We start from the raw sequence: 18,374 nt of genomic DNA, 5'->3' as shown, positions 1-18,374 counted from the left end.
CCCCGTTCGTCGTCAGGTCGGAAGTGGGCGCTGGTTGCGCCGCTTCTGTGCCCGGCTGTACGGCGGAAGCAGTTGGATCGGTGCGTCCACCATCTCCTGCGGCTCCTCGAGCACCGACGGCTCACCGTCGGTGGTCATCTCGGCCAGTTGCTCGGCGTCGCCGTAGTCGAGCCGGTCGAACGGCAGTTGGCCGGGGAGTTCTTCCACCGGCTTCCAGGTGATCGGCGGGCCGTCCTCGGTCTGGTTGTCATCCGTGGTCATGGCTGCCTCCTCTACCGAAACGGTAGGGGGCGTCGTTGGCCGATGCGGGCGAATGGATCTATGTCCTGTTTGCCCTGGTTATCCCCGGGGCAGGGTTCGCCGGTACAGGAAGAAGACCCGCTCGATCCGCGCACCCGCGCTTCCCGAGTAGAACGGCACCGGTCCTACCCACCCGATCTGTGCCCGGTCCAGCCCCGCCGCCCGCTGGTCGCGCAGGCAGCGCCGCAACAGCACACCACCGATGCCCGACCCCTCCGCGGCCGGTGCGGTGCCCATCGGCCCGAACCAACTCGGCCGGGACGACCCGTACGCGGCGAAGCCGAGCACCTCGCCGTCCCGCTCCGCCAGGTGGCAACCGGCGTCGGCGCGTCCCACCGACCCAGCCAGCTCGCCGTCCCACGTTCCGCCGAAGGTGGACCGCGCGAACGCGGTCAGCGCCGGAAGGTCCGAAGGCTCCGCCCGGCGTACCGTGACGCCCTGGCCGGCCAGCCGCCGCTCCGTCGCCTCGGTGGACCGCAGTGCCGGCGACCCGTCGTACGACAGATCCGCGGTCATGTTCCAGGCGGTCCGGTCCTGCTGGTAGCCGAGCGCGAGGGCGGCGCAGACCGCCGCCGTGTAGCGGACGTCGATCCCCGGCCACGCGTAGTACGGCGGGTTCCCGGCCAACAGCACCTCGGTCGTGCCGCGGTCGGCGAGCACCCGCTCGGCCCGCGACAGCAGCGCCCGGCCGACGCCCCGACGCCGCTGATCCGGGAGGACCGCGACCAGGTCGACGTGCCCGATCCCCGGCTCGATCGACGACACCGAACAGATCAGCACCCCCACCAGGTCCGCATCTCGGTACGCGCCCAGCCCGACCACGGGCCGGTCGGCGGCGGCCCGGGTCCAGAGCACGTCCACGATGGAAGCCGCCTCGGCGGAGTCCTCGGGCAGGTCGAGTGCCTGCTGGCAGAGCTGTACGACGCTGGTGACCAGGTCGGCGGTCAGCTCGGTGACGATGATCTCGGCGTCCATGGTCGCCGACCCTAGATCACCGGATGTCGAGCCGCACCCCCGCCCGTGGGGCGACCATCACCGCTGGGCGGCGCGAACGGCGGCGTAGGCGTCGACCTGGCCGGCGCCGGTGATGTTCGCCGGAGCGCCACAGGCGTCGGAGGGGCTGTCGGAGCGATAGGTGGGCGTCACCTCCGTGGCGGTGTCCCGCAGGATCTGCCGGGTCCGTGTCACGTCGCCGACCAGCGCCGGGTTCGCCGACCACATCAGCGCGACCACCCCGGCCACCTGCGGGGTCGCCATCGACGTGCCGTCCAGCTCGGCGTACGTGCCGCCCGGCATGGCCGACACCACACCCACCCCCGGTGCCAGCACGTCCGGTTTACCCGAGCCGTCCGGCCCCGGCCCGCGCGACGAGAACTCGGCGACCCGCCGCTGGGCGTCCACCGCGCCCACGGTCAGCACGTCCGGGTAGGGGGCGGGCGGATCGTCGATCGAGGCGCACCACGGGCCGGTGTTGCCGGCCGCGGCGACCACGAAGATCCCGGCGGCGTCGAGGGCGGCGGTGGCCGGCCGCAGCACGCGCTGGTCGCAACCCTCGATGGGCGGGCAGCCCCACGAGTTGGTCAGCACCTGCGGGGCGCGCTCGGGACGGCCGTCGGTGAACGGGTCGCCGCCGGCCGGGAAGGGCGCCAACATGAACTGGAGACAGTCAAGGTAGTGCGCGGGGCTGCCGAGGTTGCGGTCCAGGTTGACGCAGGCCACCCACTGCGCGTCCGGGGCCACCCCGATGCCGTCCCGCCCGACCGCGCTGCCCACCGTGTGGGTGCCGTGCCCGCCCTGGTCGGTCGGGCTCCGAGTGTCGTCCCACGGGTCGTACCAGGAGTCGTCCCCACCACGGAAGTTGGCGCGTAGCGCCGGATGGCCGCCGTCCACCCCGGAGTCGGAGCTGCCGACCACGATGCCCGCGCCGGTGACCTGAAGTTGGGACCACACCCGGTCGGCGCCGATCTGACGGATGTTCCACTCCGGGCCGGCGGGCTTGGCCAGGGTGCCCCGGCTCTGCCCGGCCGGGGCCGGCAACGGTCGCAGGCGCTGGCTGACCAGCACCCGCGCCACCTCCGGTCGACGGGCGAGCCACGCCCGGACCGCCGGCCCGCCGTCCACCTCGACCGCGTTGACCAGGTAGTACGACACCGGGTCGAGCCGCAGCCGGTTCAACCCCCGGAGCAGGTCGCCCTGGCTCTGCTCGGCGGTCGTCACCAGCCGCCGGTAGACCTCCGCCGCGCGGGCGTCCCGTCCGGCCCGGCCCGGCGCGGCGGCCGGGAGACCGCTCAAATCGGCCTGCGTACGCAGCACCACGAACAGCCGCTCGCCGTACAGGCCCGGCTGACCGGGGCCGAGGTCGACCGCCCCGAACGCCACCAGCAGCACCACGGCCGCCACCGCGGCGACCCGCCTGCTCGGGGTACGTGCCGTCGGCCGGGCGAGCAGCACGGCGTACCCGATGGCGACCAGGACCGCGACGGCGAGCCCGACGCCGGCGGCGACCGCCACCCAGAACGGGATGTCCCGGGTGCCGACCAGCAGCAGGCTGATCTCTTCCGGGTCGGTGAAGGCCAACGGGCCGAGCGTGGCCAGACCCACGAGCCAACCGGTCGCCGCTCGGCCGGCGCGCGCGGCCTGGGCCGGGTCGGCGGTTGGCCCGGCCCAGAGTGCGGCTTCGGCCGGGTCGGCGGTGGGCCCGGCCCAGAGTGCGGCCTGGGCCGGGTCGGCGGTGGGCCGCCAGGTGGCGGCCCAGAGCGCGGCCAGCGCGAAACCCACCGGCGGCAGGGTCAGCAGCGCGGGCAACTGCGCGCCGGACTGCCCGGTCCCCGCCGCGAGCAGCAGCAGCGCCACCCCGGCGACCAGTCCGCCGACCAACACCAGCCGAGCTGGCCGGGGTGGTCGCCCAACCGCGAACCGGGCCCAGAAGGGGGCGTCCAGCAGCGTCGCGGCGAGCACCCCGAGCGCGGCGGCCGCCAGCAGCGCGAGAGCGGTCTCCAGAAGGCCGCCGAGCGCGCCCAGCCAGGCCCACGGCAGCAGCAGCGCCAACCCGGCGGCCACCGCGAGCAGCGGCACCGGGCCGGCACGGCGCACCCGCCGTCCGGCCGACTCCGCGTTTCCGCTGGCCTCGGGCCGGGTGGCGTCGCCGTCTCTGGCGGCCGCGATCGGCGTGGCGTCGCCGCCTCCGGTGGCCTCGGGCCGGGTGGTGCCTCTGCCCACGACGGTCTCGGGCCGTCCGGCGGCCTCGGGCCGCGTGGTGTCGCCGCCTCCGGTGGGTGCCGGGCCGCCGGCCGGGCCGACCAGCCCGGGGTACGCCCACCGGCGGGTCGACCACCGCACGGCGAGCGCGCTGAGCGACGTGGCGCCGGCCAGCGCGGCGAGGTACGCCTCATGGTGCACCGGCGGCACTGCCCGCAGCAGGGTGAGCACACCGAGTACGAGTGCCCCGATCAACCAGGCCCGCCCGGTGGCCCGGACCGCGCCCGATCGGGGCAGGACGGCCAGCAGCAGGGCGGGCGTGCCGGCCAGCACGACGGTGGCCAGGCCGAGCACCGGCCAGAGCCAGCCGAGCCGGTCCCGTCCGAAGCCCAGCAGCACCTGGTCGGTGAGCCAGCCACCGGTCTGGGTGCCCACGGTGACCGCAACAGTCCAGCAGCCGGCGAGCACGGCCGCGACCACCGGCCACGGGGAACTGCGGTCGCTGGGGCCCTGGTACGCAGGTTGACCTTGCATCCGAGAACCTTACGACTACGAGGAAGGGATTCGACCCGACCGTCGGGTTCCGAGACGCCGAGGAACCGTGCAGATCTTGGACAGTTTCCGTCACGCGATGACGGAAACTGTCCAAGATCTGCGAACGGTCGGCCGGGGGTCGTGTGGCGCGGTCGGCCGGGGGTCGTGTGGCGCGGTCGGGTGGGGTCGGGTGGCGCGGTCGGCCGGGATCGGCCGGGGTCGAGTGGCGCGGTCGGCGGGGTCGGGTGGCGAGGTCGGGTGGCGGGACGTGTCGTGCGGGCTCCGCAGCAGGTGGGCGCGGTGCGGGGCGGGCGGCGAATGTCGACAGGGCGCCTCGACGGTTACGGTGGACAGGTGCGCGACCCGAATGTCTCCCGATCCGTCGCCGGTCAGCTCTCACCGGTCCGCCGTGCGTCCGACCTGCGTCGACTGCGTGCCGAGCGCTTCGACGTGCTGGTCATCGGGGGCGGGGTGACCGGAGCCGGTGCCGCCCTGGACGCCGCGTCCCGTGGCTTGAAGGTGGCGCTGGTCGAGGCGCGTGACCTCGCCGCCGGGACTTCCAGCCGGTCCAGCAAACTCATCCACGGTGGCCTGCGGTACCTGGAGCAGTTGGAGTTCCACCTGGTCCACGAGGCGCTCACCGAGCGCGGCCTGCTGGCCACCCGGCTCGCGCCGCACCTGGTACGCCCGGTGCCGATCATGGTGCCGCTGCCGGCCGGGCGGGGCCTGCGGGACCTGCCGGCCCGGGTCTTCCGGCGTTCGTACTACGGCGCCGGGGTGGCCGCGTACGACGCCTTCGCCGGGCTCTTCGGCGGGGGTCGGGGAATGCCCCTGCACCGTCACCTGACCCGGGAGGGTGCCCGGCGGATCTTCCCGAGCCTGCGGGCCGACGCGCTGGCCGGGGCGATCCGCTACTACGACGGGCAGGTCGACGACGCCCGGCTGGTTGTCACCCTGGCCCGGACAGCGGCCAGCCTCGGCGCCACGGTGGTGAGCAGTGCCCGCGCCGTCGGGTTGATCCGGCAGGCGCGCGAGGTGACCGGCGTCCGCGTCCGGGACCTGGAGGCTCCGCCGGGCTCGCCGGACGCGGAGTTCGAGGTGCAGGCCCGCACCGTCATCGCCGCCACCGGTGTGTGGAGCGACGACATGTCCCGGATGCTCAACGACGTCGGCCTGCGGCCCGGCATCCGGGTGCGCGCCTCCAAGGGGGTGCACCTGGTGGTGCCCCGCTCGGCGATCACCGGTGAGACGGGGCTCATCCTGCGTACGGCGAGTTCGGTGCTCTTCGTCATCCCGTGGGGCGGGCACTGGATCATCGGCACCACGGACACCGACTGGCGGCTGGACCGGTCCCACCCGGCCGCCTCGGCCCGCGACATCGACTACCTCCTCCAGCAGGTCAACACGGTGCTGGAACGGCCGCTGACCACCGCCGACATCGAGGGGGTGTACGCCGGGCTGCGGCCACTGCTGGCCGGCGAGGCCGACTCGACCTCGAAGCTCTCCCGGGAGCACGCTGTCTTCGAGCCGATGCTCGGGCTGCTGCTGGTCGCCGGCGGCAAGTACACGACGTACCGGGTGATGGCGTCCGACGTGGTCGACCGGGCCGTTCGCCGGCTCGGTGGCGCTCGCTCGTCGCGTACCGCCGACCTGCCGCTGCTCGGCGCGGACGGTTACCCGGCGATGTGGCGCGACCGGGCCGACCTGGCCCGCCGGCACGGGGTGCCGGTGGGCGTGGTGGAGCACCTGCTGGAGCGGTACGGCACCCTCACCCTGGACCTGCTGGCGCTGGTCGACGCCGATCCTCTGCTGGCGTCCCCGTTGGCTGGTGCTCCGGAGTATCTGGCGGCGGAGGTCGCCTACGCGGCGCGGGCCGAGGGCGCGCTGCACCTGGAGGACGTGCTGACCCGGCGGACCCGCATCTCGTTCGAGACCAGCCACCGGGGGCTGGAGTCGGCGGAGCACACCGCAGAGCTGATGGGGGCGGTGCTCGGTTGGGACGCGGCCACCCGGGCGCGCGAGGTCGAGCACTACCGGGTTCGGGTGGAGGCGGAGCGGCAGTCCCAGTTGATGCCGGACGACGCGGCGGCGGACGCGGCCCGCCTCGGCGCTCCGGACGTCAGGGGTTACGCGGCTGACCGGGGTGACGACAACCAGGCGGAGCTGCGCTCGTCCGCTCGATGACGAATTGCGACGTTACCGATGGGTAACCATCGATACCGGCCCGGATGGTGGTTTCGAACGCTACCTACGGTGGGGTAGGTTTCCGCGCGTGCTAGCCCGCGCGCGCCCTCGTCTGCTCGTACCCTTGCTCGCCGTCGCGCTCGTCGGCGCCCTGACCGGGTGCTCCCTGTTCGAGGGAGACAAGCCGAGCACCCCGGTGGCGCAACCGACCCCCGGCACGGCAGGTGGCGGCTCGCAGCCGGAGATCCCCACCACTGTGGCCGCCGGTCAGGTGAGCCTGCTCCAGCGGCTCGGCGAGGACGGGCCGATGCGCACCCTGAGCGTCGAGCGGAACGGCGCGTGGCAGTGCGTCGACTGCGCCGGCGACGGCGTGACCTCCCGGGGCACCCTCGCGCCGGAGCTGACCGAACGGCTCCAGGTGCTGCTGGCCAACCCGAAGCTGGCCGACGAGACCGATCAGGCCCGGCGGTACCGGACAACCTGCATCGACGCGCTGACGTCCAGCCTCATCACCTCGACCGGGCTGATCACCTCCCAGGACTGCCCGGGCGAGGAGCTCACGCCGGTCGCCGGGGAGATCCTGCTGCTGCTCACCCAGGCGACACCGGCCGAGGTCAAGGGCTGACCGCAGCCGGTCAGAGCACCTTGCCCGGGTTGAGCAGGCCGGCCGGGTCGAGCGCCGACTTGATCGCCTGGTGCACCCGGACACCGACCGGCCCGATCTCCCGGGCCAGCCAGTCCCGCTTGAGCAGCCCCACCCCGTGCTCACCGGTGCACGTGCCGCCCAGGCCCAGGCCGAGCCGCATGATCTCGTCGAAGGCCCGCCGACCCCGCTCCACGCTCGCCGGGTCGGCCCGGTCGACGACGATGTTCGGATGCATGTTGCCGTCCCCGGCGTGCCCCACCACGCCGATCGGCACCTCACACTCGGCCGCGATCCGGGCAACCCCGTCCAGGAGCGCGGCGAGCGCGCCGCGCGGCACCGCCACGTCGTCGATCACCAGACCGCCGTTGCCGCCCGGGTAGGCGTCCGCCGCGAACTTCTCCATCGCCGGGTGGGCCAGCCGGCGAGCCTGGAGCAGCGCCGCCGCCTCCACCGCGTCGGTGGCCGCGTAGACCTCGTCGGCGCCGACGGCCTGGCACACCTCCGCCAGCACGGCCAGGTCGTCCGCCGCGCGGGAGCCGGTGTCGGCGGCGGCCAGCAACAGGGCCTGCGCGTCGGTCCGCAACCCCATCGGTCGGTACGCCTCGATCGCCCGCAGGTGGGTCTGGTCCAGCAACTCCAGCAGGCTGGGGGTGAGACCGCGAGCCGCGATCTCGGCCACCGCCGCGCCGGCCGTGGCGGTGGATCCGAAGACCGCCACCAGGGTCAGTGAGTCGGCCGGGGCGGGCCGCAGCGCCACGGTCACCTCGGTGATCACGCCAAGGGTGCCCTCCGACCCGACGAACAGTCGGGTCAGGTCATATCCGGCCACCCCCTTGGCCGTACGCCGGCCGGTGCGCAGCACCTCACCGGAGGCGAGCACCACCTCCAGGCCGAGCACGTACTCGGTGGTCACTCCGTACTTCACGCAGCACATGCCGCCGGCGTTGGTGGCCACGTTGCCGCCGATCGTGGACGACTCCCAGGAGCCGGGGTCCGGCGGGTACCAGAGGCCCTGTTCCGCCACCGCCGCGGCCAGCGCCGCGTTGACCACGCCCGGTTGGACCACGGCGATCCGGCTCACCGGGTCGATCTCCCGGATCGCGTTCATCGCGACGGTGCTGAGCACCACCGCGCCGTCCACCGCGTTCGCCGCGCCGGCCAGCCCGGTCCGTGCGCCCTGCGGCACCACCGGTACGCCGTGCCGCGCCGCCGCCTGGATCACGGCGACCACCTGTCCGGTGTCGCGCGGGCGGGTCACCACCAGCGGGACGCCGGCGGCACACAGATCGGCCTCGTCCCGCTGGTGCAGGCGCAGCAGGTCCGGATCGGTGAGCACGGCGTCGTCACCGAGCGCGGCGCGCAGGTCGTCGAGGAGCGCGGTGGGGGCCATGCAGCCGAGGTTAGGGCGGTACCGGGCGATCATCAACATGATCGACTGAGCGGGTTAACGTGGCACCGTGCTCTACCTGGACCGGCCGGCCTGGCCGTGGCGCGGCCGGCTCTGGTCGCACCTGATCAGTGACGTCTCGTACGCCGAGCTGCACGCCTTCGCCGAGGCGCTCGGCGCTCCCCGGCGCGGCTTCGACCGGGACCACTACGACATCCCGGCGGACCGGTTCGCGGCGGCGGTGTGGCTCGGTGCTGAGGTGGTGCCGAGCCGGGAGCTGGTCCGGTTGCTCCGCGCCGCCGACCTGCGTCGGCCGAAGCACCTGGTCAAGCCGCGTTCTCCGGTGCCCCGGTGAGGGCGGCCAGCTCGCGGCGCACATTGTCGCGGGCGGGCTCCTCCCACCGGCTCGCCAGCGGTGGCGACCGGAACAGCGCGGGCAGCGACAGCAGGCCGGTCAGCACGGCGGCCCGCCCAGCCCGGAAGGCAGGCTCCGGCACGTGGGCGTACTCCCGGCGGATCGCCGCCGCGTAACGCTCGTAGCTGGCCGGCGGCGCGGCCAGCACGGCCAGGTCGGCGTCGCAGAGCAGCACGCCGTCCCGGTCGCCCGGCGTCACCGCGTGCCCGGCGGTGAGCAGCACCAGCCGGCGCACCTCGGCCACCGTGGGCCCCGGCACCCCGAGCCCGGTGAGCACGCTCTCGGCCAGCGCGGCGCTGTCCCGTTCGTTGGTGTCCCCGTCGGCCCGGGGGTCGTAGACCGCGTCGTGGAACCACGCCGCCAGCCGGACCGCGTCGGCCCGATCGGCCAGGTCGGCGTGCTGGTCCACCACATCGAGCACCGCCGTCAGGTGGCTCACCGTGTGGTAGTGCCGGTGCGGCTCCCGCCAGCGGGCGATCAACTGCTCGCCGGCGCTGGTGGTGTCCGGACCGGGCCTCGCGCCGGCACCCCGGGCCGCCGCCCGCCACCGGTCCAACAGATCGACCACCGCCCGAGTGTGCCGCATTCACCCGTGACGCGCGGGTAGGGAGGGTTCAGCGGGCCCACCACGGGTAGTCGCGCCCATGGCCGTGGCCCGGGACAAGCGACAGCCGATGGTGCGACGTACCGCGCTGCGCGACGGTTTGGTGGACATCGACGGCGCGCGGATCGCCGAGGCCACCGAACAACTGCGCCACCGCGGCCGGGCCACCCTGCACGACCGGCTGCACCGGGTACGGATGGCCGGCGGACTCGCGGTGCAGGCCGGGCTGGCCGCCGGGCTCGCGTACCTGATTTCGCACAAGGTGCTCGGCAACCCGCAGCCGGTCTTCGCGCCGATCTCCGCGGTCGGCACCCTGGCCGCGTCGGTCGGTCAGCGGTTCCGCCGGACCATCGAGCTGATCGTCGGGGTGGGGGTCGGGGTGTTCGTCGGCGACCTCCTGATCTACCTGCTCGGCACCGGGGCGTGGCAGCTCGGCCTGGTGGTCACCGTGGCGATCCTGCTCACCATCTTCGCCGGAGCGAGCGTGGCCATCGTCATCCAGGCGGCGGCCACGGCGGTGCTGATCGTGACGTTGAGTCCGTCGACCCAGAACCTGGAGATCCCCCGCTTCGTCGACGCGTTCCTCGGGGGCGGAATCGCGCTGCTGGTCACGGCGGTGCTGCTGCCGCTGAACCCGCTCCGGGTGATCAACCGGGCGGCCCGCCCCGCCCTGGACCTGCTCGCCGCCCAGCTCGACGCCACCGCCGACGGGCTGCGCAACCGGGACCGCGCCACCGTCCAGGCCGCACTGGAGAGGCTGCGCAACAACAAGGAGGAGCTGGCCACGCTGGGCGAGGCGATCGAGGGGGCGAAGGAGACCGCCACCCTCTCCCCGGCCCGCTGGCACCGCCGCGACGAACTGACCCACTACGCCGAAGCGGCCGACCCGATCGACCGGGCGATGCGCAACAGCGGCACCCTGATCCGCCGGTCCGTCACGCTGGTCGAGGACGAGGAACCGGTTCCCGATCCGATGCCGGACGCGATCGGCCACCTCGCCGAGTCGGTCCGGCTGCTCAAACACGAGTTCGCCGCCGGTGAGGAGCCCGAGAAGGCGCGGGAGCGGTCGCTGCGGGCGGTCAGCGAGGCCGGCCGGGCGTACGGCGACGGAGTGGGGTTCTCCGGCAGCGTGGTGATCGCCCAGATCCGGACGACAGCGAGCGACCTGCTGGTCGCCTCCGGCATCGAGCAGGAGGAGGCGAACCGGTGGATCCGCACCGCCTTCGGTGAGCAGGAGCGCCCGGTCGGTGAGCCCGCCGAGCCCGGCGAGACGCCGAAGCCACCCACCGCCCCGCCGATCGGCTGAGCGGAAACGACCGCCCGTACGGACCTCAGGCCAGCTCGGCCAGGGCCGCGAGCAGCCGATCCACCTCGGCGGCCGTGCTGCCCAGCCCGATGCTGGCCCGTAGCGCGGTGGGCGGCAGGTCCCGCCGGCCGGTCCGCCCCGCCGCCTCGCCGAGCAGACGCCGGGCCAGCGGGTGGGCACAGAACAACCCGTCCCGTACGCCGATGTGGTGCTCGGCGGCCAGCCGGGTGGCCACCTCGGTGGAGTCCCAGCCGGCGACCACGAACGAGACGATGCCGACCCGGGGCGCGTCCGGGCCGAAGGTGCGCAGCTCGACGACGTGCGGCAGGGCGGCGAGGCCGCTCCGCAGCCGGGCCAGCAGGGCCTGCTCGTGGGCGGCCAGCGCGCTCCGGTCCGCCTCGTCGAGCGCCCTGCACACCGCCGCCAGCGCGACCGCTCCGAGCAGGTTCGGGGTGCCGCCCTCGTGTCGGGCCGGGCCGGTCGCCCAGGTCACGTCGTGGGTGGCCGGCCCGACGTGGCTGGTGGCGCCACCGCCGGCCAGGTAGGGCGGGGCGGCGTCCAGCCAGTCGGCGCGACCGATCAGCACGCCCGCGCCGAACGGCGCGTACAGCTTGTGGCCGGACACGGCCAGATAGTCGACGTCCAGCGCCAGCAGATCGACCGGGGCGTGCGGGGCGAGCTGCGCGGCGTCGAGCGCTATCCGAGCACCGTGCCGGTGCGCCACCCGCGCCAGCTCGGCGACCGGCCACCGCTCACCCGTCACGTTGCTCGCACCGGTCACCGCGACCAGCACCGGCAACGCCGGGCTGCTGCCCCGACGCAGCTCGGTGAGGGCGGCGGCGAGATCACGAACCGCCCCGTCGGGGTCGCTGGGCACCGGCAGCCGCACCGACCCGCGCGGCCAGGGCAGCAGGTTGGCGTGGTGTTCGCCAGCGAACGTGACCACGGTGGTGCCGGCCGGCACGGCCCGTGCCAGCAGGTTGAGCGCGTCGGTGGTGTTGCGGGTGAAAATCACATGATCGTCGGCGCGAGCGCCGAAGAAGTCGCCGATGGTCTGCCGGGCCTGCTCGTACGCGAGGGTGCAGCGCCGCGACAACGCTCCCGCTCCGCGATGCACGCTGGCGTACCAGGGCAGCAGCTCGGCCACCGCGTCGGCGGCGGCCCGCGCACACGGCGCACTGGCCGCGTAGTCCAGGTTGATCTCGCCGGGCACGCCGAGGACGTCGAGCGACGCGGACGGCACGGTGGGCAGGCTGGGCAGCGAGGGGACGAGAGTGACGGACACGCCGGAACCTCCGGGGTCAGGGACCCCGGGTGCGACATCGGGACGGGGTCCGCGCTTGCCCAGCACACCGATCGGGCTGGGCCCGGTCATCACCCGGGGCACCCCACCGCGAACTCGACGAGGGTTGCCGGCCAGCAAGCCGGGGCTTGACGCTGGCGCTCGTGACCTGCCGGCAGCATAGCGGCTACCGATGCGGCCGAACCAGCCGGCGGTGGATGGCTACGCTGACCGCATGGCCGACACCCCGCCCGGTTCACCGCTGCCGCCTGCGCCCGCCGCACCGCCCGCGCCCGCCGGCCCGCCCACGGGCAAGACGCCGCGGATGCCGCTGCGCCGACTGGGCTGGCGGCGGTTCCTGGTGCTGGCCGGGGTGGTGCTGTTGATCGCGGCGTGCGCGGTCTTCATGGTCTTCACGCTCGGCCAGTCGCTCGGTGTGCAGGCCCTGCTGATCGGGGTGGTCGCCGCCATTCTGCCGGTGCCGGTGCTGGTCGGGTGCTTCCTCTGGCTGGACCGCTACGAACCGGAGCCGTTGAAGTATCTGATCTTCTGTTTCGCCTGGGGGGCGTTCGTCTCCACCGCCGCCTCGCTCACCGTGAACGACTTCGCGGCCAACCGCTTCGACGACTGGGGCCTGCCGTCGGCGCTCACCGGGGTGCTGGTGGCGCCGTTCATCGAAGAGCTGACCAAGGCGTTGGGCCCGATCCTGCTGCTGGTGTTCCGCCGCCGCGAGTGGTCGGGGATCACCGACGGCCTGGTCTACTGCGGGCTCGCCGCGGTCGGCTTCGCGATGGTGGAGAACATCCTCTACCTGGGTGGGTTGGGCTATGCGTCCGGTGCCGACCGGTACGGCCCGGCCACCGGCATCCAGCAGGTCATCGCGATCTTCATCCTGCGGATCCTGCTGTTCGGGTTCGCCCACCCCCTCTTCACCTCGATGACCGGTGTGGGGTTGGGTATCGCCTCCCGGACGGCGGACCGGCGCATCCGGGTGCTCGCGCCGATCGCCGGTCTGCTGCTGGCGATGATGCTGCACGGCACGTGGAACCTGCTGCCCACGCTGACCCAGGCCACCGGCGAGGCCATCATCATGCTGTACGGCTTCCTGGGTCTCATGGTGCCGGTCTTCTTCGGCACCGTGGGGCTGGCGCTGTGGCTGCGCGCCTGGGAGGGGCGGCTCACCGAGCGGGTCCTGCCCGACTACGTACGCGCCGGCTGGCTCAGCCCGCCCGAGGTGGCCGCCCTGAGCAGTCTCGGCCGGCGGCACGCGGCCCGGAGTTGGGCGCGACGGGTGGCCGGCGACGCCGGGGTACGGGCGATGCGGGGTTACCAGTCCGCCGCCACCCGGCTGGCCCTGCTGCGCGACGGGGCCCTGCGCGGCCTGGACCGCAAACCCGCCGACCAGGAGCGGACCGCCCGCGAGGAGCGGGAACTGCTGGACGCGATCACCGAATACCGGTCGTTCTTCGTGGGTCGGGACCCGCAGGCTCCGGCGGGGGTCTGGGACGGCACCCGCTACCAGCTGCGCTTCCCGGACGGCACCGAGCGCGCGGTGGACGCGCCGGACGAGCCGGTCGTACCGATCCCGGTGGTGCTGTCGCCCGCCCCGGCTCCGGCGGGCTACCCCCCGCCCGCCCCGCCCGGCTGGCCCGCCCTGCGCCCACCCTCCCCCTGGCCCCCAACCCACCCCTAACCCGCCGCCGCCCGCCCACCCACGCCCAGCCCGCCCCGAACCACGGCGAGCCTGCCCCCGCCCTCGCGCCCCCACCCCACCCCGCGTCGATCTTGCAGTTTCGGTTGTCGAAAAGCGTGGAATGCCCCATACGTCGGGACAGTAAGTGCAAGATCGCGGACGTGGGGTGTGAGCGACTCGCGCGTGGCGTGACGCGTGGGGGCGGCGGACGGGTTCCGGGCGGGTGGCGCGTGGCGTTACCCGCGTGACGCGTGCGCGTGGTCTGGCTTTGGTTCAGGTCATCAGGGAGGTGAGGAAGTCACCGAGGCCCTGGAACATCGCGATCAGCGCGGCGCCGATCGCCCGGAACATCTGCGCGGCACCGTCCGGCCGGAAGGCCATGAAGTAGATCAGGAACGCGACACTGCCCCAGGTCAAGAGCTTCTTCACGAATACCGGCATCGTCCCTCCCCAGGGCCACGGTCGCCGGATGGCTTCCCGTCGTGCGGCTGGGCAAACGGTGCGCGACGGGGCCTGGTGACCGAGGAAGGGGCGTCAGAGGTAGAGACCGAGGAAAGTGCGTCAGAGGTGGAGGCCGGCCGAGGGACGTCAGAGGTAGAGGCCGGTCGAGTCGTTCTCGATCCGCTCGGCGGCCACGGCGTGCACGTCCCGCTCCCGTAGCAGCACGTAACCGCGACCGTGCAGCTCGACCTCGGAGCGCTCGTCCGGGTCGAAGAGCACCCGGTCGCCGGAGACGATGGCGCGCACGTTCGGCCCCACCCCGACCGCGGTGGCCCAGGCGAGGCGCTTGCCGACAGCGGCGGTCGCCGGAATGACGATGCCGGCGGTGGAGCGGCGTTCGCCGTCGCTGCCCTCCATCCGTACCAGCACGCGGTCGTGCAGCAGGCGGATCGGCAGGCCGGCGTCGAGATCGTTGTCGGCGGTCACGTCGCAGACGCTACCGTGTGGCCATCGGTGGCCGACCGGTGGTTACGCCGGAGGTGGTCGGGGCATTGTGTGGCGGATCCCCCCTACGGTGCTGGGAACGGACGTATGCTGTCCGACCTGTCGCTGTCGGCGGGCCGGGTTCTCTGCCAGGAGGTGCGCTTGAGCCGCTTCGAGCGGGTACGCGGGCGGCTTCGCCGCGCCTACCAGTCACGACAGGAGTCGGCGCGGGCCGACGAGGGCACCTCGAGTGACGCGTTGAACGACGTGTCGGGGGCGGCCCGGGTGGCGTCGCCGGCCGTGCCGGGGCCGACCGCGCCGTCGAGCGCCACCGTCTACGGCGCGGAGCCTCCGGTCGACCTGCACAGCTCCACCTCCAGTCGGGACGACGCCGACGTTCCGCACGGGTTGCGGATCGCCGCCGCGTGGTGTTGGCGACTGATCGTGATCGGCGTGGTGGCCTGGGCGCTGCTGCGGATCGTCGGCACGGTCAAGATCGTGATCATTCCGCTGGCCATCGCGCTGCTGCTCTCCGCGCTGCTCGCCCCTGCGGTGGGCTGGTTGCTGCGGGTCCGGTTCCCCCGGTCGCTGGCGACGGCGGTGGTGCTGGTCGGCGGCCTGGCCGCGGTGATCGGCACGCTGACGCTGGTGGTCAACGAGTTCATCCGTGGCGTACCGGAGCTGAGCGAGAAGTCCTCGGAGGGCGTCCGGCAGATCCAGAACTGGCTGAAGACGGGCCCGCTGCATCTCTCCGACACCCAGCTCGACCGGTACATCGACGAGGCGCAGGCCTGGATCAACAACAACACCTCGAGGTTCACCAGCGGCGCGCTGAGCACCGCCGCGACGCTGGCCGAGGTGCTGACCGGCACGCTGCTGGTGCTCTTCGCGACGTTCTTCTTCCTGCGCGACGGCAACCGGATCTGGCGCTTCCTGGTCCGGCTGCTGCCGGTGGCCGCCCGGTGGAAGGTCGACGACGCCGGTCGCGCCTCCTGGCAGACGCTTGTCGCCTACGTCCGCGCGACGGTGCTCGTCGCCTTCATCGACGCGGTCGGCATCGGCATCTTCCTGGTCGCCTTCGACATCCCGTTCGCCTTCCCGCTGGCCGCGCTGGTCTTCCTCGGCGCGTTCATCCCGATCGTCGGCGCGGCGCTCTCCGGCGGCGTGGCGGTGTTGGTGGCCCTCGTCGACAGCGGCCCGGTCACCGCGTTGATCATCCTCGCTGCGGTGATCGTCGTGCAGCAGGTGGAGGGTCACATCCTGCAACCGCTGATCATGGGTCGGGCGGTCGCCCTGCACCCGCTCGCGGTGATCATCGGTATCGCCGCCGGCGTCGTACTCGCGGGCATCACCGGCGCGCTGGTCTCCGTGCCGCTCATCGCGGTGCTGAACACCGCGGTCCGCCGGCTTGCCGCCCGCAGGGTGCCGGACACCCCGCCCGACGCCGTGGTCGTCGCCTCCCAGGCCCCCTGAAGTCGGGCGCCGGCGCTCGCCGCGGGCCCGCTTGATCACGCACGAACATGGAAAGAGTGGCCTCCCGCAGCGCGGAGGCCACTCTTTCCATGTTGCAGCGCGATCCTGCCGCGCGGTGCGACGGAACCGGCGGGGGTGGGCGTCAGGACTTGGCGAGGCGTTCCAGGGCGCCTCGGGCCACCTCGGGGCGGGTCGTGTACCAGAACGGGGGCAGCGAGCGGCGCAGGAACGGCCCGTAGCCTCGCGCCGTCTCCAGCCGGGAGTCGAGCACCGCGACCACGCCCTTGTCGCCGGTCGCCCGGATCAGCCGGCCGACGCCCTGCGCCAGCCGCACCGCCGCGATCGGCACGCTGACCGCCGCGAAGCCGGAGCCGCCGCCCGCGTCCACCGCCGCCGCGCGGGCCGCCGCCAGCGGTTCGTCCGGGCGGGGGAAGGGCAGCCGGTCGATGACGACGAGCTGACAGGCGTCGCCCGGCACGTCCACCCCCTGCCAGAGCGACATCACCCCGAACAGGCAGCTGGCGCGCTCCTCGCGGAAGCGACGCACCAGCAGCGGCAGCGCCTCCTCACCCTGGAGCAGCACCGGCAGGTCGGTCCGCGCGCGCAACAGCTCCGCCGCCTGCTGCGCGGCCCGCCGGGAGGAGAAAAGCCCGAGAGTACGACCACCGAGCGCCTCGACCAGCCCGAGCAGTTCCTCCCCGGCAGCCTCGGGCAACCCGGAGACGCTGGGGCGGGGGAGGTGCGCGGCGACGTACAGGATGCCCTGCCGGGCGTAGTCGAACGGCGAACCGACGTCGAGTGACCGCCACCCGGGGCCCTCGGTGGCCGGGACGACGGCGTTCGGGGTGACGTCGCCGGTGAGGCGACGGCCGGGCGCCTCGGCGGCCGGCCGGCCGGGGCCGGTGCGGGCGGCCTGTGCGGCCGCGGCGGGGGTCGGCGGGGCGGGCGGTGGCGCGTCCAGCCCGAGGGCGCGGGCGACCGTGTCGAACCGGCCGCCCAGCGCCAGGGTCGCCGAGGTGGCCACGACGGTGCGTTCGTCGTAGAGGTGGGTGGCGAGGGTGCCGGCCACCGACAGCGGCGCGACCACCAGCGCCCGGCGGTTGCCGCTGTCGTTCTTCTCCACCCAGGCCACGTCGTGGTCGCCTTCCTCCAGCAGCCGCTGGGCGGTGGTGGAGAGCTCGTCCAGGGCGGCCTTGGCCTGCTGCTTGCGGACCGGGTCGGGGTCGTCGGCCTTGATGTCGCCGATCGCGTCCAGGGCTGAGCGGGTCGCCGCGTCGAGCAGCGTGCACGCCTCGCGCAGCGGCGTCGGCAGCCCGGCGGTGATCCGCCCGGCCGGGGCCTCGGCCAGCCCGACCGCCAGGGCGTCGCCAGCAGCGGTGAGCGCCTCGGCGGTCTCCGGGCGCAGCAGCGTACGGGCCCGCCGGGTGGTCCGGTCGATCAGCTCGGGCACCAGCTCCGCCTGGGCGGCGGAGGAGACCCGGTCGGCCAGCTCGTGCGCCTCGTCGACGATGAGCAGCTTGTGCGGCGGCACGATGTGCCGGTCGGCGAGCATGTCGACGGCGAGCAGGCTGTGGTTGGTCACCACGATGTCGGCCTCCCGGGCGCGGGCCCGCGACGCCTCGGCGAAGCACTCCTGCCCGAACGGGCAACGGGCCGCGCCGACGCACTCGCGGGCCGGCATCGACACCAGCCGCCAGGCCTGGTCCTCGACGCCCGGGTCCAGCTCGTCCCGGTCGCCGGTGGCGGTCTTCTCGGCCCAGTCGCGCAGCCGCTCGATCTGCTTGCCCAGCCGGCCCGCCTCACCGAGCCACTTCACCGGCTGGGCCGGGCCAGGCTTGCCGAGCGTCCCGCCGCCGGGGCGCGTCGCGGGGGCGTCGAAGAGGGTGTCCTCCGGCTCCTCCTCGGTGGAGTTGTCCAGTCGGGCGAGGCAGAGGTAGTGGTGGCGGCCCTTGAGCACGGCGAAGGTGGGTCGACGGCCGAGCACCGGCTCGACCGCGTCGGCGAGCCGGGGCAGGTCGTGGTCGACGAGCTGGGACTGCAACGCCAGGGTGGCCGTGGAGACCACCACCGGACCGTCCACAGTGAGCGCCGGCGCGAGGTACGCCAGCGACTTGCCGGTGCCGGTGCCCGCCTGCACGAGCAGATGCTCGCCGCCGGCCACGCACTCCTCGATCGCCGTGGTCATCTGCAGTTGGCCGGGGCGCTCCGCGCCGCCGGGCACCGCGCCGACCGCCGCCGCCAGCAGCTCGGTGCCACTGGGTCGGGCACCCCGCCGCCGGCCCTTCGCACGGGCCGACGGGGTGGCGGAACCGGTGGCGGTGCGGGGCGGAGTCACCGTGCGACGGTACCCGGCGCCGCCGACACCGACCGCGCCCATCCGCCGCGTGGCGCGATGCCGACCGGGGCGGGGCGTCGGGGCCGACCCCGT

At 74.0% G+C, this 18,374-nt stretch carries 15 protein-coding genes and 1 riboswitch; of the genes, 6 read left to right on the top strand and 9 right to left on the bottom strand.

What is annotated here, in order from left to right; translation table 11 throughout:
* Positions 1 to 12: 12 nt before the first annotated feature.
* From AB0877_RS21100 to AB0877_RS21090, 3 genes are all read right to left on the bottom strand, one after another.
* Positions 13 to 261 (bottom strand): hypothetical protein, encoded by a 249-nt coding sequence (locus AB0877_RS21100; RefSeq protein ID WP_366610812.1) that lies wholly within the window; start codon positions 259 to 261, stop codon positions 13 to 15.
* Positions 262 to 339: 78 nt separating this feature from the next.
* Positions 340 to 1,275, bottom strand: a complete 936-nt coding sequence (locus AB0877_RS21095; RefSeq protein ID WP_366610811.1) for a GNAT family N-acetyltransferase — start codon at positions 1,273 to 1,275, stop codon at positions 340 to 342.
* 57 nt (positions 1,276 to 1,332) lie between these two features.
* Complete coding sequence (locus AB0877_RS21090; RefSeq protein WP_366610810.1) at positions 1,333 to 4,032, bottom strand: S8 family serine peptidase; 2,700 nt, start codon at positions 4,030 to 4,032, stop codon at positions 1,333 to 1,335.
* Between the two features lie 318 nt (positions 4,033 to 4,350).
* Between AB0877_RS21090 and AB0877_RS21085 the strand changes: the two genes are divergently transcribed.
* Positions 4,351 to 6,216, top strand: coding sequence for a glycerol-3-phosphate dehydrogenase/oxidase (locus AB0877_RS21085; RefSeq protein ID WP_366610809.1), 1,866 nt, complete (start codon positions 4,351 to 4,353; stop codon positions 6,214 to 6,216).
* Between the two features lie 88 nt (positions 6,217 to 6,304).
* The gene (locus AB0877_RS21080) at positions 6,305 to 6,841 is read left to right on the top strand and encodes a hypothetical protein (RefSeq protein ID WP_366610808.1); all 537 of its coding nucleotides are present in this window, start codon (positions 6,305 to 6,307) and stop codon (positions 6,839 to 6,841) included.
* 10 nt (positions 6,842 to 6,851) lie between these two features.
* Here the strand turns inward: AB0877_RS21080 and AB0877_RS21075 are convergent, their stop codons facing one another.
* On the bottom strand, positions 6,852 to 8,252 hold the full coding sequence (locus AB0877_RS21075) for an FAD-linked oxidase C-terminal domain-containing protein (protein WP_366610806.1): 1,401 nt from the start codon (positions 8,250 to 8,252) through the stop codon (positions 6,852 to 6,854).
* 67 nt (positions 8,253 to 8,319) lie between these two features.
* Between AB0877_RS21075 and AB0877_RS21070 the strand changes: the two genes are divergently transcribed.
* Positions 8,320 to 8,604, top strand: a complete 285-nt coding sequence (locus tag AB0877_RS21070; protein WP_366610805.1) for a DUF4031 domain-containing protein — start codon at positions 8,320 to 8,322, stop codon at positions 8,602 to 8,604.
* Here the strand turns inward: AB0877_RS21070 and AB0877_RS21065 are convergent.
* On the bottom strand, positions 8,576 to 9,232 hold the full coding sequence (locus AB0877_RS21065) for a metal-dependent phosphohydrolase (RefSeq protein ID WP_366610803.1): 657 nt from the start codon (positions 9,230 to 9,232) through the stop codon (positions 8,576 to 8,578). The two genes, AB0877_RS21070 and AB0877_RS21065, sit on opposite strands and share 29 nt — an antisense overlap.
* A gap of 106 nt (positions 9,233 to 9,338) precedes the next feature.
* Between AB0877_RS21065 and AB0877_RS21060 the strand changes: the two genes are divergently transcribed.
* Positions 9,339 to 10,574, top strand: coding sequence for an FUSC family protein (locus AB0877_RS21060; RefSeq protein WP_366610801.1), 1,236 nt, complete (start codon positions 9,339 to 9,341; stop codon positions 10,572 to 10,574).
* Between the two features lie 25 nt (positions 10,575 to 10,599).
* Here AB0877_RS21060 and AB0877_RS21055 read toward each other — a convergent pair whose 3' ends face one another.
* Complete coding sequence (locus AB0877_RS21055) at positions 10,600 to 11,859, bottom strand: aminotransferase class V-fold PLP-dependent enzyme (RefSeq protein WP_366610800.1); 1,260 nt, start codon at positions 11,857 to 11,859, stop codon at positions 10,600 to 10,602.
* 46 nt (positions 11,860 to 11,905) lie between these two features.
* Positions 11,906 to 12,026, bottom strand: a riboswitch (SAM riboswitch).
* A gap of 23 nt (positions 12,027 to 12,049) precedes the next feature.
* Between AB0877_RS21055 and AB0877_RS21050 the strand changes: the two genes are divergently transcribed.
* Positions 12,050 to 13,549 (top strand): PrsW family intramembrane metalloprotease, encoded by a 1,500-nt coding sequence (locus AB0877_RS21050; RefSeq protein ID WP_366610798.1) that lies wholly within the window; start codon positions 12,050 to 12,052, stop codon positions 13,547 to 13,549.
* A 273-nt stretch (positions 13,550 to 13,822) separates the two neighbouring features.
* Here the strand turns inward: AB0877_RS21050 and AB0877_RS21045 are convergent, their stop codons facing one another.
* Positions 13,823 to 13,990 carry a hypothetical protein gene (locus AB0877_RS21045; RefSeq protein WP_167337262.1) on the bottom strand — a complete coding sequence of 56 codons (168 nt, stop codon included), beginning with the start codon at positions 13,988 to 13,990 and terminating at the stop codon, positions 13,823 to 13,825.
* Between the two features lie 147 nt (positions 13,991 to 14,137).
* Complete coding sequence (locus AB0877_RS21040) at positions 14,138 to 14,476, bottom strand: co-chaperone GroES (RefSeq protein ID WP_366610797.1); 339 nt, start codon at positions 14,474 to 14,476, stop codon at positions 14,138 to 14,140.
* Between the two features lie 105 nt (positions 14,477 to 14,581).
* Here AB0877_RS21040 and AB0877_RS21035 point away from each other — a divergent pair, with 105 nt between their 5' ends.
* Positions 14,582 to 15,946, top strand: a complete 1,365-nt coding sequence (locus tag AB0877_RS21035; protein ID WP_366610795.1) for an AI-2E family transporter — start codon at positions 14,582 to 14,584, stop codon at positions 15,944 to 15,946.
* Positions 15,947 to 16,088: 142 nt separating this feature from the next.
* On the opposite strand, the gene AB0877_RS21030 is transcribed toward AB0877_RS21035, so the two are convergent.
* Positions 16,089 to 18,323: an ATP-dependent DNA helicase gene (locus AB0877_RS21030; RefSeq protein ID WP_366610794.1), complete on the bottom strand. Its 2,235-nt coding sequence runs from the start codon at positions 18,321 to 18,323 to the stop codon at positions 16,089 to 16,091.
* Positions 18,324 to 18,374 lie beyond the last annotated feature (51 nt).

Origin of the sequence: Micromonospora sp. NPDC047644 (genome assembly GCF_040704315.1) — a bacterium.
Taxonomy (GTDB): domain Bacteria; phylum Actinomycetota; class Actinomycetes; order Mycobacteriales; family Micromonosporaceae; genus Micromonospora.
The sequence above is the reverse complement of the archived record's forward strand: the minus strand, read 5'-3'. Positions and strand labels throughout refer to the sequence as shown.